Genomic DNA, 13,933 nt, shown 5'->3' on the forward strand with positions numbered 1-13,933 from the left:
TGGAATTCTCCCATTGAACAATCTTGCAAAAGAACTGGAAACCACTGAATCTTCCGTCAGTCGCTCCCGCCGGCTGTGGATGGCGATTATCCTCGGTTCCTTGTCCGCATTTGGACCTCTTTCCCTGGACATGTACTTGCCCGCCCTGCCGATGCTGGAAACGGATTTGCAAACGACGACCTCCATGGCGCAGCTGAGCCTTACCGCTTGCCTCGTCGGATTGTCGGTCGGGCAGCTGTTCGCAGGACCTCTCAGCGATGTGCAAGGCCGGCGCAAACCGCTTTTGATCGGACTCATCCTTTATGCCGTATCTTCGTTTTTATGTGCGGTCGCGCCATCGATCTGGACGTTCCTCCTGCTTCGCCTCATACAGGGAATGGCGGGCTCCGCTGGGATCGTTATCGCTCGCGCAACGGTCCGCGATATGTATTCGGGGACGGAGCTTACCAAGTTTTTCGCTTTGCTGATGCTGATCAACGGGATCGCTCCCATCGCCGCTCCGATTGCGGGAGGTCAGCTGCTGCAAGTGACGTCGTGGCACGGCGTTTTTGTCGTCCTCGGAGTGATTGGTCTGATCATGTTCGTCACTGTTTTGTTCGGCCTGCCTGAGACGCTCTCTGCACAAATGCGCTCAAAAGGCGGTCTCAACCATACGCTCGCCACTTTCGGCAATTTGGTGAGAGACCGCACGTTTATGGGCTATGCCTTGGCGCAGGGTCTCGTAACGGCTGCCATGTTTGCCTATATTTCCGGCTCTCCTTTCGTCCTGCAAGAGATCTTTGGCGTCTCTCCCCAGATGTTCAGTGTCATTTTTGCCGTGAATGGCCTTGGCATCATCATCGCCAGCCAGGTCACCGGAAAACTGGCTGGCAAAGTCAAAGAGACCACTCTTTTTATCGCAGGGATCAGCATCGCTGCAATCGGCGGGATCCTTCTGCTGGCCATGATTTTGATCGGTGCGGGTCTGTTCGCCGTGCTTGTTCCTCTCTTTTTCGTCGTGTCCTGCGTAGGGATCGTCGGGGCGACGGGCTTTTCCCTGGCGATGCAAAACCAGAGCAAGGCTGCGGGCAGCGCTTCCGCCCTTCAAGGGTTGATCTCCTTCATCGGGGGTGGCATTGTGGCCCCGCTAGTCGGGATCGGCGGCAGCAGCACAGCGGTCCCGATGGGCGTGGTAATGGCGGCTGCAACCATTGGTTCCACGCTCTGCTATCTGCTCATGATTCGCCGGAAGGCATCCCACGTATAACCAGCCGTCCTGGACGGGCAAAGGACACGCGACTGTGTTCTTTTGCCCGTTTTTTCTTTGCCCCCGCTTTTTTTCCTCAAACAAGAAAAAAGTCCGGGCTGCTCGCTTCCCGGACTTTCCAAAATGCACGATCTTACTGTTGGTTGTTCTCCTGAGACATGAGCGATACCGGACGTTGCGGAGTAAAGGTGGAAATTGCGTGTTTGTACACCAGCTGCTGTTTGCCTTCGCTATCAATCACGATCGTGAAATTATCGAACGCTTTAATGTAGCCGCGCAATTGAAATCCGTTTACCAGGTAAATGGTAACCGCGATGTTTTCTTTCCGCAAATGATTCAAGAACGTATCTTGAATGTTGATCGTCTGTTTCATGTTCATTACCCCCTAAAAGGACTTGTATGTTATATATTCGGCAATTGTTGAAACTTTCCTGCCAATATTTGCTTGATAGTTTGCACGTTGTGCGGACGCTTTTCCGGCTCCGTCATGTCAAACCATTGGATTTCTGGCATGCGGCGGAACCAGGATAGCTGCCGCTTTGCAAAATGCCGGGTCCGCTGTTTGATGTCATTGACCGCTTTTTCCAGCGTGATCTCCCCGTACAAGTACGGAATCAGCTCTTTGTACCCAAGTCCCTGCATGGACACCAAGGATGCGTCGTATCCGCGGTCCAACAGACCTCTCACTTCTTCCACCAGTCCGGCTTCCATCATGAGGTCTACCCGATGGTTGATGCGCTCGTACAGCTTGGCGCGATCCATCGTCAGACCGATCATGACCAGATCGTACGGGGAATGCTGCGCCCTCAACTGGAACTCGGACATTTTGTATCCGCTGCTTTCGTATATTTCCAAAGCGCGTATGACCCGCTTCACATCATTGGGGTGAAGTCGTTCGGCCGTGATCGGATCGACTTGCGCCAGACGGGCATGGAGCGCTTCCACTCCTTCTGTTTCCGCCAGTCGATGCAATCGATCGCGCAGCTCCGGGTCTTGGGCAGTCTGCGAAAATTGAAAGCGATGGGTGACCGATTCTATGTAGAGACCCGTGCCGCCCACGATGAACGGCAAATGCCCCCGCTCGTTGATTTCCGTGATCAGTCGTGTGGCGCTTTCCTGAAAACTGGCGACAGAATATTCATCGCCGGGGGAGATGATGTCAATCAGATGATGCGGTACACGCGCCAGCTCCTCCGGAGACGCTTTCGCCGTACCGATATCCATGCCCCGGTAGACCTGCATGGAGTCGCCGGAAATGATTTCTCCCTCGAACTGTTCTGCCAGCTCCAGACTGAGATCCGTTTTGCCAACGGCTGTCGGGCCGATAATGACAACAAGCTTCTCTTTCTTGTGCAAGGTCACTCCCCTCCACCTATCTCTTTGTAGCTGTACACGACCTGCTGGCCGCGCGAGCGAAACGGGAGAAAGCCAAAACGCTCGTACATGCGACCTGTCTTTCCTTCTTTCAGAACCACTCGCTTTTTGGCGACCCGCATCGCCTCGGAAATGGCCTCTTCCGTGAGCGCTTCGGAATTCGCATACTCGCGGACTCCTGCGATTCCGGTCGAGCTGTGAACCGTCGTTTCAAACATCGGGTCGAAATAGACGACGTCAAAGGAACCATCAGGCAAATCCCGAAGAACATCCAGATGGTTTCCGCAGCGGACCTCGATGCGTCTCATGGCTTGCTGCAGAGCAACCTCGCCGGAAGCCCAATGCCGAAAGCCGTCTTCTACCAAGATGGCCAGCACTTCCTCCGACTCTACGCCAACGACGCGTCCTTCTGTGCCTGTGGCATGAGCAAACACAATCGCATCTGCACCCAAACCCATCGTCGCATCCAGGACAAAGTCCCCTGGTTGAATTTGGCAAGCGACAAGCATAGCATCAGTATCGCCCCGTAAAAGGCGCTTTATACGAAAGGCGGATGTGTTCGGATGAAAAAAGAACGGCTTTTTTCCCGGCTTTTCCAGACGAGCGCCCAACGCCGATACGATCAGCACTTCATCGTCGCCATGGCGCCTTCGCAATTCGTTGAGCGACAAATCGCTCCGCTCGGTGACTTGCAAGCCGAAGCGGGCAGCCAATTCAACAGCGTGTTGCCTGGTTTCCCATCCGGGCTCGAGTCCGGTCGTTACGATCATGTGTCCGTTCATCCCCTCATCTGTTCGTCCCAGGTGGACGGAAACTCTTTTATTGTACGCAGGATTAAATTCGGGAGTCAAACAAATCTTTTTGAAAACTGCTCCCCTTGCAGCCCGAAAATCCCCAGGAAAAATTCTGAGGATGAAGGGAGCTGATTGTCCTTTGCCGCCTACATGACCCGCTTGAACATCTTTTCCAGATCGTACCCGGAGAAATGAATGATAATCGGTCTGCCGTGCGGGCAAGTAAACGGACTCGTAGTCCTTCGCAGCTGATTGAGCAAGCTCTCCATCTCGGCGTGCGTCAAGTAGCGATTCGCCTTGATGGACGCTTTGCAGGACATGAGGATCGCTGCCTTTTCCCGCATCTGCACCACATTGGCCTGCATGCTTTCACCGGCTTCGAGGACGAATTGGATCAGCTCTTCGATGACTTCGATTTCCGCTCCTTCCGGGAACCAGTGAGGATGAGCCCTCACGATGAACGTCCGTCCCCCGAACGATTCGATCTCCAGGCCAAACGACTGTAGCAACGAAAGGCGTTTCTCCAGCTTGGCTGCTTCGGCAGAGGTCACTTCGACCGTATGGGGAAACAGCATGATCTGACTGGAGACGCCCTCTTCCTCCAGTTTGGCCATGAAGTATTCGTAAAAGATTCGTTCCTGGGCAGCGTGCTGGTCAATCAGATACATGCCTTCGTCGTTTTGGGCCACGATGTATGTGCCGTGTACCTGTCCGACCGGATACAGCAATGGTACCGCCGATTCTTCTTCCGCACTGCCGGTCGCCCCCGTATCGGACGTATCCGGTTCGGCTAAGCTGGCGGCCATCCCGGAAGCTGCCGACATCGATTCCACCTGCGGTATCGGTATGTTTACAGCCAATGTATCCGTTGTTGCCTCTTGGGCGGCGGACACACCGATTTTGGTTCCGATCGCTTTTTCTCTTCCCGGGTTAAGAGCTCCTTCTTCCCATGTCCCCGTTTCCCTGTCCTCTTGGCCAACCGGTTTCGCACTCCATAGGGCGTCTGAGAAGTGGGTGTTTTCCCCTCTCGCATAGTCCCCTCCCGCTTCTTTGACCGTAGCCGGCGGCAAAGTTGCTGTCGGGACCTGTGCCGGCTGGACCCGTTGCTGGCTTTGCTTCGAGAGCCATTCCTGAAGTCGAGGACTGGCTTCCAGCGATGGAGAGACGGTCACACTCGGCTTCGGCAGCTGCAGATCAAACTGGGGCTGCACGACCTGCGTTACCACCTTCGCTTTGGGGCTGGACACCATTGGACGAACGATCCCGAGACCTTGGCGCAGCGTCGCCTTCACCGATTGTTCGATTGCGCCGCATAGCTCGTCCTCTTTGCTGAACCTCGCCTCCAGCTTGGCCGGGTGGACGTTGACATCGACAAGCGTCGGATCCATCTCGATCTGCAAGGCGACGATAGGGAACCTGCCGATCGGAAGCAAGGTATGGTAGCCGCGCATGATGGCGTTGTTGAGGGCATAGCTGCGAACATAGCGCCCATTGACGAGCGTCGACAAGTACGAGCGATTGGCCCGCGTCACTTCCGTCTTGGAAACAAAACCGCTCCAGCGAAAGTCCAGTGTCTCGCCCGATATCGGCAGCAGCAGCTTGGCGACCTGTACGCCGTATATGGCTGCCATCACATGCAGCAGCTTGCCGTCGCCCGATGTCGTGAGCAGCGTCTTTCCGTTGTGCGTCAGGGTGAACGCGATGTTGGGATGCGTCAGAGCCAGACGATTGACGTAATCGGAAATATGCCCGACCTCAGTCGCGATCGACTTCATGTACTTCAATCGTGCCGGTGTATTGAAGAACAGGCTTCGCACCCGAATCTCCGTCCCCTTCGGCGCCGCCACGTCTTCTGGCTGGCCCACCTGGCCGCCATCGATCGTCAGGCGAGTGCCTACCTGGCTGCTGGAGGTGCTGCTCGTCAGCTCCAGGCGCGACACCGCGGCGATGCTGGGCAGCGCCTCGCCGCGAAATCCGAGCGTACGGATCCGAAATAAATCGCGGGACGACTGGATTTTGCTCGTCGCATGGCGCTCGAAGGCGAGCAAGCAGTCATCGCGGTCCATTCCTTGTCCGTCGTCCACAATGCGGATGAGCTCCAAACCGCCCTCCTCCACGTGCACCTCAATCGTCGTCGCCTGCGCATCGATGGCGTTTTCGACCAATTCCTTGACGACGGATGCAGGACGCTCTACCACCTCGCCCGCTGCGATCATATTGGCAAGCTGTTCGTCCAGCACTTGAATTTTGCCCATGGGTACCTCCTACTCGCCGCAAATTACCGTCTCTTCAACTGCTGCTTCCAGGCAAACAGCTTCATCATGGCATCCATCGGCGTCGTTTGATTCAGGTCAAGCTCGCGCAGTTCTTCCATAATCGCCAGCTCTACGGCTGCTAGCTGGGGAGCTGGCTCTTCTTTGACAGCTGCGACAGGGGCAGACCAGAGCATGTCCAGAGACATCTGCATATCCTTCGCAGCGGAGCTTCCTGCCTCCAGTCCTGCCAGGATGCTTCTTGCCCGTTCGATGACCCACACCGGCATCTCCGCCAGCTCTGCCACATGGATACCGTAGCTCTTGTCAGCGCGGCCTTCCTCGATTTTATGCAAAAACAGAAGCTTGCCTTCCCGCTCCTCGCAGCGGGCGTGAACGTTGACGACACCGCTCATCGTCTCTTCCAGGCTGGTCAATTCGTGATAGTGTGTGGAAAAAAGGGTTTTGGCGCCGATCTTCTGACAAATGTACTCGATGACGGCTTGTGCGAGGGCCATACCGTCGTAGGTCGATGTCCCCCGCCCGATTTCATCCAGCAGGATCAGGCTGCGTTCGGTCGCCTTTTGCAGGGCATGCTTCGTCTCCAGCATCTCGACCATAAACGTGCTGTGTCCTCCGACCAGATCATCGGCTGCGCCGATCCGGGTGAAAATCTGATCCACCAAGGACAGCTTGGCCGACTTTGCCGGTACGAAGCATCCGATTTGCGCCATCACGGTAATGAGCGCAATTTGACGCATATACGTACTTTTCCCCGCCATGTTCGGCCCTGTAATCAACAGGACGTGGCGGCCTTCCTGATCCATCCTCGCGTCGTTGGCTACGTACTTCTCCTTGTCCAGGACGGCTTCCACAACCGGATGGCGGCCTTCTTCGATGAGGAATTCCCCGGATTCCGCCAGCTCTGGCCGCACGTACCCGCGCTCGTCGCTGACCGTCGCGAAGGACTGCAGCACGTCAACAGCGGCAATCCGCTCTGCGAGCCCTTGCAGCCGGGGAATATGCTGAGCGATTTCGGAGCGAATAGCCGCGAATAGCTGATACTCCAGCTCAATCATTTTTTCTTCCGCTTCCAAAATGAGCGCTTCCCGTTCCTTGAGTTCAGGTGTGATGTACCGCTCCGCATTGGCTAGTGTCTGTTTCCTTTCGTAGCGGCCCTGCGGCACGCTGGCGATATTGGCTTTGGACACCTCGATATAGTAGCCGAATACCTTGTTGAAGCCGACTTTCAGCGAGCGGATGCCCGTCGCTTCCCGCTCAGCCTGCTCCAGCTGCGCGATCCACGTCTTGCCTTCCCTGCTGGCGGTATGCAGCTTGTCCAGATATTCGTCGTAGCCGGTCCGGATCATGCCGCCTTCCCTGACGGAAAGCGGGGGATCGTCGACGAGTGCAGCCTGAAGAAATCCGACGATGTCCGAGCAGTCCTCCATCCCCCCTGCCAGTTCCTCCAGCACGGGAGAATGCGTCTGGGCAAGCAGACGCTTTAAATCCGGAACCGCCTCGAGAGAGTGACGCAATTGTATCAGATCCCGGGCGTTTGCATTTCCATACGAAATGCGTCCAGCCAGGCGCTCCAGATCGTATACGCGATCCAGGCAGGTGCGGACGTCGGAACGCAGCAGCAGATCGGCTTTCAAAGCCTCGACCGCATCCAGGCGTGCCTGCAGCTCTTGATGTCGCAGCAGCGGACGTTCGATCCAACGGCGCAGCAGACGACCGCCCATCGCTGTCTCGGTACGGTCGAGTAGCCAAAGCAGCGATCCTTTTTTGGTCTTGTCGCGGATCGTTTCCGTCAGCTCGAGATTCCGCCTGGAAAAACCGTCCATTTGCAAATACTGGTTCGCGTCATAGCGTTTGATGGTACGCATATGTGCCAGGCTTCGCTTTTGGGTCGTCCCTATGTAACTGAGGAGCGCATTCACTGCAAGCCTCATGGCTAAATCGAGCTCTTTCGCCTGCTCCTGGTACTGCGAGTCGACGGCAAATGCGTCGAGCTCACTTGCGTCCAGAACCGTAAACGGCAGAGCGGTCTTCGGCGTGGACGAGAGGCCGCAAAACACGAGCTCTTTCGGACGGTATTGGAGCGCTTCCTCAAATGCACTCTCCCCGCTGCCGAGGAGAGATGTCACATGCATCTCCCCTGTACTCATGTCGCAAGCGGCGATCCCTGTGCGCCCATCGAGCTGCGCCACGGCTGCCATGTAGTTGTTTTCCTTGTCTGTCAACCATTTGCCTTCCATCATCGTCCCCGGCGTGATCACGCGTGTCACTTCCCGACGAACGACGCCTTTGGCAGCCTTCGGGTCCTCCACTTGTTCACAAACAGCCACTTTGTAGCCTTTCTTCAACAGTTCGGCGATGTAGCCATCTGCGGCGTGGTGGGGCACACCGCACATCGGAATGCGTTCATCCCCTCCGCCTTCCCGGCCCGTCAGCGTTATTTCCAGCTCGCGGGACGCAAGAACGGCGTCGTCAAAAAACAGTTCATAAAAGTCGCCCAAGCGAAAAAATAAGAAAGTATCCGGGAAATCTCGTTTGATCGCCAGATACTGTTGAATCATCGGTGTATACCCAGTCATTGTATTCTTCTCCTAGCCTACCAATCTCGACAGTTATTATAACATGAATCGCGAGCGATGTTGAACCGATGCGAGCGCTTAGGAGATCGCCCACGCTTTGCGCAAATCCTCGTCAGCCGGCCATGGCTCCTGTGACAGCAAACGGGAAAAATACCGATCCAGGTGAATGCGCGAGAGCGTGTATCCCGGCAGCTGGGCAAGCTCTCTCCAAATCTGGCGGACATAAGGCGCGAGCACCGATTTTTCCCCACGATAATAGGCTTTGATCAGAGCCAGCTGCAAATGCGGCACGGCATTCAGCTGCGAATGGCAGGTCGCCACCAGCCTCGCCAGGTGTAGCAGCCCCCGGGCCACTTCCGGATGTACCAGCCAGCTCGGAAGGGTCCGATATTCAAAACCGTACTCCTTTTCCCTGACGTCGCCCAAAAAACCGTACCGCTTCCGCCGAAGACGGCAGCCTTCGTCCTCGATCAGTACGAGCGGCAAAGCCAGATATGCGTCCAGCTTGCGCCGCAGGGCGAAAGTAGGAGTCAGTCCGCCAAAATGGATGTGCCCGCCGATGGGATAGCCGGTAAAAGGCATTCCTCCCGCTACCCACTCCACCTTCGGATTGCCGATTTTTTTCGCGGCCAGTCGCAGCGCTTCCCTTACGTGAAAAAACAGTTCATCCGGATCTTCCGATGGAGCGGGTCGCAGCTCTGCTACTGGATGCTGATGCATCGCGAGCTCTTCCCGATACCTCGTCGTGTCGCAGCCGACCGTTCCCTTTACCTTTAAAAAGTCAGAGGCAAGCGCCATCTCCCCGTCCGGCCCGCGCAACGCGAATTCCGGATCTGCCCCCATTTTGCTCAGCTCTTGGGGTTGGGTCGACAGCTTTGCTTCCCACCACTGGCTTGCCGCCTGAAAAAAAGCATCCGCCGACTGCATTGGCCAGTCCGGGACGACACTCACGACTTTCGCGCGATGTGCGGAAGCAGCGGTGATCGTCACCTGGCCCGCGTCAATTCCAGCCGCGTAGAGGCTTCGGGCTGCAAGGCTTTTGACCAGACTCGCTTCGGGGTCGAGGGAAGACAGCGAGACGGGTTCGAAAATCGGATCCTCCATGCGCTGCAACAGCCATTGCGGACTCTGGCTGCTTCGCGTCATCTCCAGGACGTGCTCCTGATACAAGCTGACCTTGTACGTCCGCCACCCGGGCAGGGTGATGCTTCCCGCCGTCACAGGGATGCCGCTCAGCCGCAGCAGCCAGCGCCCCAGCCCCGGCCGATGCAAGTGATCGACGGCTTCCTTGGCATTGGCTGTCATCCATGCTGCCACATTCCCTGCCTGTGCCTTACGTGCAAGCATGTCACTCACTCTCCCTCAGTCTACTGGTGTATCCTATGTTTTCGCCCAGAAAAGAGTGAGTCAGCCGCTACAGATGAAAAAAGACAAAGAAAAAAGAGGAGATGGGATTCTCCTCTTAGTCAAGCTCGTCGAGCAATGTAGCGGAATCGAAGTCGTCAAATTCGTCGCTGTTTTCTTCATAATCCCCGAGAATGTGGAAGTCTTTCTCGTCGCAATTATTGCAGACAACGACGCATACCTTCGTTTCTCCGATGATCTCTACCGCAAACTCGCTTTCAACCTTGACTGTAATCGTGCCACCACCACTCAACTCTGCTTTTACGCACTTCGGCTGTTCCACGGCTCGAGCAACGATTTCAAGATCGCCTCTGCAGTTTTTGTCGAAGAACGTGAGCGGAACGAGTACGGAGAACTTCACAGTTTCCCGCTTGACTTCGGTTTGCGTGTTATTTGCAAACGAGAACCACAGGTTGACGTCATACGTACCAGATACTTCAACCGCGTCTCCGACTTTCTCTGCCTGGAAGTTCGTGTTGATAATCCAGCATCCGAGGATCGTCGAAGGAGTTTGCGACGGTATGATGGTGTGGGTGGTAGTAGAGAATTTATGGCCTTTACCGCAGACAGCTTTCGCGATGAGTTCCCGGCACTGTAGTTCTTTGTCTGTACCCGACATTTCGTTACCTCCTCCATACAACGTTTCTGTACATTTGTATGCAGGGCATTCGGCTAGGGTGCAAACACCCATCTTATTTTAGGGAAAGTCGCGCGGGAGCTCATCTGGTCTGCCATTGCCGTTTTCGCCGAGGGTTAGCAGCCGCAGCCCCCGTCGTGTTTTTTCTCAGGTCCTCCGCCGGTCTCGCCTGTCAGCGGATTGCCGCCCGTATCCAGGATGATCCGCTCCGACACGGTATTCGTAATGACATGCGTGACCATTTGCAATAGATCGTTTACGTCGACCTGGGATTGCTTGAACTCGTTCACGATCGGAATGGAATCCAGTTCTTCCTGCAGCTGGTTGAATTCATCTTCCAGTTTTTTCACGAGCTCCGGTTTGTTGATAGACTCGAACATCACCATTTGTTTTTGCTTTTGCTTGAGCGCGTCGATGAGCTCCTGCACGCGCTCATTGTGCTTGATCTGATTCTCCGCCCGCTTGAAAAAATCAACTTCATTGGTACGGGAAATCATTGTGGCCAACTCACGGGCTTTGTCTAAAATTTCTTTCTGTGTGTACAAATTGGTCTGTTCCATCTCTTTTACACCTCGACAGTTGTAGCGATTTCACCGTGGAGAGTCCACGTCTTGGCATCGGTAATTTTGACATGCACATAGGTGCCGATCAGGGATTTATCTCCTCGGAAGTGGACCAGTTTGTTGGTGCGAGTGCGTCCGGCCAGTACTTCTGCATTCGTCTTGGATTCGCCTTCCACCAGAACTTCGACCACTTTATCCTGCAGCTTCTTGTTCTGCTCCAGCCCGATCTTCGCCAGCACTTCATTCAAGCGGTACAGCCGCGCTTTTTTCACTTCCATCGGGACATTGTCTTCCATGACAGCGGCTGGCGTACCTTCACGCGGAGAGTAAATGAAGGTATAAGCGGAGTCGTAGCGTACCTCCTCCACGAGGGAGATGGTCTCCTCAAATTGTTCGTCCGTTTCCCCCGGGAAGCCGACGATAATATCGGTGGAGAGGGAGACGTTCGGGATCGCCGCTTTAATTTTACGCACGAGCTCCAGATAGTGTTCGCGCGTGTATTTGCGGGCCATGCGCTTCAGAATTTCACTGGAGCCGGATTGCACCGGCAGATGAATTTGTTCCACGAGGTTGCCGCCTTTTGCCAACACCTCGATCAAATGATCGTCGAAGTCGCGCGGGTGGCTGGTCGTGAAACGGATACGCGGGATGTCGATTTTGCGAATCTCGTCCAGCAGATCCCCAAAGCCGTACTGAATGTCTTCGAAGTCTTTTCCGTACGCGTTCACGTTTTGGCCAAGCAGCATGATTTCCTTGAATCCTTGTCTCGCCAGATCGCGGACCTCCGCGACGACATCCTGCGGACGGCGGCTGCGCTCTTTCCCGCGCGTGTACGGCACGATGCAGTACGTACAAAATTTGTCACAGCCGTACATGATGTTGACCCACGCCTTGGTGTTCCCTTCGCGGATCTTCGGCATGTTCTCCACGATGTCGCCTTCTTTGGACCATACCTCGATCACCATTTCCTTGCTGAACATGGCATCGCGCAAAAGCTCCGGCAAGCGATGGATATTGTGCGTCCCGAAGATCAGGTCGACTTGCTGGTAGCTCTTCAGAATCTTATTGACCACTTTTTCTTCCTGCGACATACAGCCGCATACGCCGAGGATCAGATTCGGGTTGTTGTGCTTCAGCCGCTTCATGTGGCCCAGCTCGCCAAACACCTTGTCTTCCGCATTCTCGCGGATCGCACAGGTATTGAACAGGATGACATCCGCTTCCTCCATGACCTCGGAATGGCTGTACCCCATGTTCTCGAGAATGCCGGAGATGGTCTCCGAGTCATGCTCGTTCATCTGGCAGCCATAGGTACGGACGTGGTAGCGCTTCCCTTTCCCGATTTCCCGCATGTCCTCAGGAATGGCAAAGTCGTAGTGGACCAGGATCTCTTCCTTTCCACGCTGCTTCGCGTCTTTCAAGGAAGGAGCCTGAAAGTACTTCGCAAAGTCAGCCGTCGTCTTCGGAGACTTCGCGGATTTTAAGTCCGGAGTCGCCTCTTTCATTTCTTTCATCATGTATCACCTCAACCAGTGGGAATGTCTTTAGCAGTCAATAAAGAATTATAACATTTTGGGCCATCCATCGCTAATGTATAATGAGGCAAAATATGTACAATACGTCTGAACCCACCCCTACTTTTTGCCCAATTTTCCCAAAAAAGAGCTCTTCCCGTGCAACATTCCCTTCCCACCCAGCGTCTGAATAACAGCCAGACATAAGCAACCCATTCAAGAAGAGGAGGTTCCCCATGAAAAGAGCACTAGCCTTATTTCTATCGGTGATGATGTTCTTGACGATCGTTCCCTTTGTAAGCGCCGCGACGCCTACATTCTCGGACGTTCCGCGCAGTCACTGGGCCTATAAGGAAATTACAGAGATGGCTGCCAAAGGCATCATCGCCGGTTACGACAACCGGACATTCCGTCCGAACAACGAAGTCACTCGCGCTGAATTTGCCAAAATCATGATCGCAGCAGCAGATGTCGACATAGACAAACGCTCCGTTAGCCAAACCTTTAAAGACGTACCGCGCTCCCACTGGGCGTTTTATTACGTGGAGTACGCCAAGCCGTATTTGACCGGCTACAAGTCTGGCTCTACCTACACGTATAAGCCGAATAATGCTGCGGTTCGCGAGGACATCGCCGTAGCGCTGGTTCGCCTGCTCGGCTACGACAAAAAGTACAAGGCCGACCTGGATCAACTGAAAAAATTCCGCGATGACGACGATATCTCCCCGGCACTGCGGTCCTATATCGCCATCGCCATCCAAACCAAACTGATGCAGGGATCAAACAACTACTTCCGTCCACAGGATCCGATTACCCGCGCGGAAGCAGCGTCTCTGCTCTACCGTGCCTTGATCGATCGCAAGGATGACGATGAGACAAAGGTCGTATTCCCTGCTCCGGAAGAACCAAAGCCGACTCCCATCAGCATTTCCGACTCGTTCTCCGATACCAATCTGAAAAACTGGAAGAACGATCAAGCGAATGGATTTTGGGGTGTAGTCAACAAGCAGGTAACCGCGATTTCTACAGACAACAAGCTGGCTCACTACCTGCTGCCGCTCAGCTGGGATGAATCAGACAAGGTAGATAACTACGAGCTGTCTGTGGACGTAAACGTGAACGGCACCGACGGCCTGGGTGGTCTATTCTTCAATGGAAAAGACGGAAAAGCGAACGTCGTTTTCGTCCAAAAAGACCGCGTCGTCCTCGGCAAAGTAAACAACGTGAACGATGACAACGTCGATTGGATCGCCTCCGGTTCCTACAAACTGAAGTCTACCAACCGGATCAAGGTCGTGGTGAAAGGCAGCTCCGTCTCCATCTACATGAACGGACAGTTCCTGTTCGGCCAACAGCAAATCAAGCAGGAAGGAACGAAATTGGGGCTGTACTTGCAGCGTGAGGCAACGAAGGATACCCCACGGAAAACGACGTATCTGGACAATTTCTCGTTTCAAGAAGGAGAGTAAGCCTCAAATGAGCCCGGCACTTTGCACCCGAAGTGCCGGGCATTTTTACATAACGGTATCCCATGTATGTTTTTCCACTC

At 54.7% G+C, this 13,933-nt stretch carries 11 protein-coding genes; 2 read left to right on the forward strand and 9 right to left on the reverse strand.

All coding sequences use genetic code 11. The features are described from left to right. The first annotated feature begins 13 nt into the window (after window positions 1-13). A complete protein-coding gene (locus tag RGB73_RS17065; RefSeq protein ID WP_310763856.1) occupies window positions 14-1,246 on the forward strand; it encodes a multidrug effflux MFS transporter in 1,233 nt (410 codons plus the stop codon). A gap of 133 nt (window positions 1,247-1,379) precedes the next feature. Here the strand turns inward: RGB73_RS17065 and hfq are convergent, their stop codons facing one another. The 9 genes from hfq to miaB all read right to left on the reverse strand — a co-directional run bounded on the left by hfq (window position 1,380) and on the right by miaB (window position 12,384). Then, window positions 1,380-1,619, reverse strand: coding sequence for an RNA chaperone Hfq (gene hfq, locus RGB73_RS17070; protein WP_007719110.1), 240 nt, complete (start codon window positions 1,617-1,619; stop codon window positions 1,380-1,382). A 29-nt stretch (window positions 1,620-1,648) separates the two neighbouring features. After that, complete coding sequence (gene miaA / locus RGB73_RS17075) at window positions 1,649-2,608, reverse strand: tRNA (adenosine(37)-N6)-dimethylallyltransferase MiaA (RefSeq protein WP_310763879.1); 960 nt, start codon at window positions 2,606-2,608, stop codon at window positions 1,649-1,651. Continuing rightward, window positions 2,605-3,390 (reverse strand): class I SAM-dependent methyltransferase, encoded by a 786-nt coding sequence (locus RGB73_RS17080; protein WP_310763881.1) that lies wholly within the window; start codon window positions 3,388-3,390, stop codon window positions 2,605-2,607. The genes miaA and RGB73_RS17080 overlap by 4 nt, the downstream gene beginning before the upstream one ends. A gap of 170 nt (window positions 3,391-3,560) precedes the next feature. Continuing rightward, window positions 3,561-5,669 carry a DNA mismatch repair endonuclease MutL gene (gene mutL / locus RGB73_RS17085; RefSeq protein ID WP_310763883.1) on the reverse strand — a complete coding sequence of 703 codons (2,109 nt, stop codon included), beginning with the start codon at window positions 5,667-5,669 and terminating at the stop codon, window positions 3,561-3,563. Window positions 5,670-5,692: 23 nt separating this feature from the next. Then, complete coding sequence (gene mutS / locus RGB73_RS17090) at window positions 5,693-8,266, reverse strand: DNA mismatch repair protein MutS (protein ID WP_310763884.1); 2,574 nt, start codon at window positions 8,264-8,266, stop codon at window positions 5,693-5,695. Between the two features lie 78 nt (window positions 8,267-8,344). Further along, entirely contained in the window at window positions 8,345-9,613 is a 1,269-nt protein-coding gene (locus RGB73_RS17095; protein ID WP_310763886.1) for a putative amidoligase domain-containing protein, read from the reverse strand. A 115-nt stretch (window positions 9,614-9,728) separates the two neighbouring features. Further along, window positions 9,729-10,289, reverse strand: coding sequence for an outer spore coat protein CotE (cotE, locus tag RGB73_RS17100; protein WP_310763887.1), 561 nt, complete (start codon window positions 10,287-10,289; stop codon window positions 9,729-9,731). A gap of 134 nt (window positions 10,290-10,423) precedes the next feature. Next, entirely contained in the window at window positions 10,424-10,867 is a 444-nt protein-coding gene (locus RGB73_RS17105) for a YlbF/YmcA family competence regulator (protein ID WP_310763888.1), read from the reverse strand. A gap of 5 nt (window positions 10,868-10,872) precedes the next feature. Then, the gene (gene miaB, locus RGB73_RS17110; RefSeq protein ID WP_310774378.1) at window positions 10,873-12,384 is read right to left on the reverse strand and encodes a tRNA (N6-isopentenyl adenosine(37)-C2)-methylthiotransferase MiaB; all 1,512 of its coding nucleotides are present in this window, start codon (window positions 12,382-12,384) and stop codon (window positions 10,873-10,875) included. 236 nt (window positions 12,385-12,620) lie between these two features. Between miaB and RGB73_RS17115 the strand changes: the two genes are divergently transcribed. Next, on the forward strand, window positions 12,621-13,853 hold the full coding sequence (locus RGB73_RS17115; RefSeq protein WP_310763889.1) for an S-layer homology domain-containing protein: 1,233 nt from the start codon (window positions 12,621-12,623) through the stop codon (window positions 13,851-13,853). Window positions 13,854-13,933 lie beyond the last annotated feature (80 nt).

The organism is Brevibacillus brevis, from assembly GCF_031583145.1.
GTDB classification, from domain to species: domain Bacteria; phylum Bacillota; class Bacilli; order Brevibacillales; family Brevibacillaceae; genus Brevibacillus; species Brevibacillus brevis_E.

Excerpts from the sequence above, each read along its gene's own strand:
- RGB73_RS17095 (WP_310763886.1), bottom strand. The coding sequence starts at position 9,613 with ATGCTTGCACGTAAGGCACAGGCAGGGAATGTGGCAGCATGGATGACA.
- hfq (WP_007719110.1), bottom strand. The coding sequence starts at position 1,619 with ATGAAACAGACGATCAACATTCAAGATACGTTCTTGAATCATTTGCGG.
- miaB (WP_310774378.1), bottom strand. The coding sequence starts at position 12,384 with ATGAAAGAAATGAAAGAGGCGACTCCGGACTTAAAATCCGCGAAGTCT.
- mutL (WP_310763883.1), bottom strand. The coding sequence starts at position 5,669 with ATGGGCAAAATTCAAGTGCTGGACGAACAGCTTGCCAATATGATCGCA.
- cotE (WP_310763887.1), bottom strand. The coding sequence starts at position 10,289 with ATGTCGGGTACAGACAAAGAACTACAGTGCCGGGAACTCATCGCGAAA.
- RGB73_RS17105 (WP_310763888.1), bottom strand. The coding sequence starts at position 10,867 with ATGGAACAGACCAATTTGTACACACAGAAAGAAATTTTAGACAAAGCC.
- mutS (WP_310763884.1), bottom strand. The coding sequence starts at position 8,266 with ATGACTGGGTATACACCGATGATTCAACAGTATCTGGCGATCAAACGA.
- RGB73_RS17115 (WP_310763889.1), top strand. The coding sequence starts at position 12,621 with ATGAAAAGAGCACTAGCCTTATTTCTATCGGTGATGATGTTCTTGACG.
- RGB73_RS17080 (WP_310763881.1), bottom strand. The coding sequence starts at position 3,390 with ATGATCGTAACGACCGGACTCGAGCCCGGATGGGAAACCAGGCAACAC.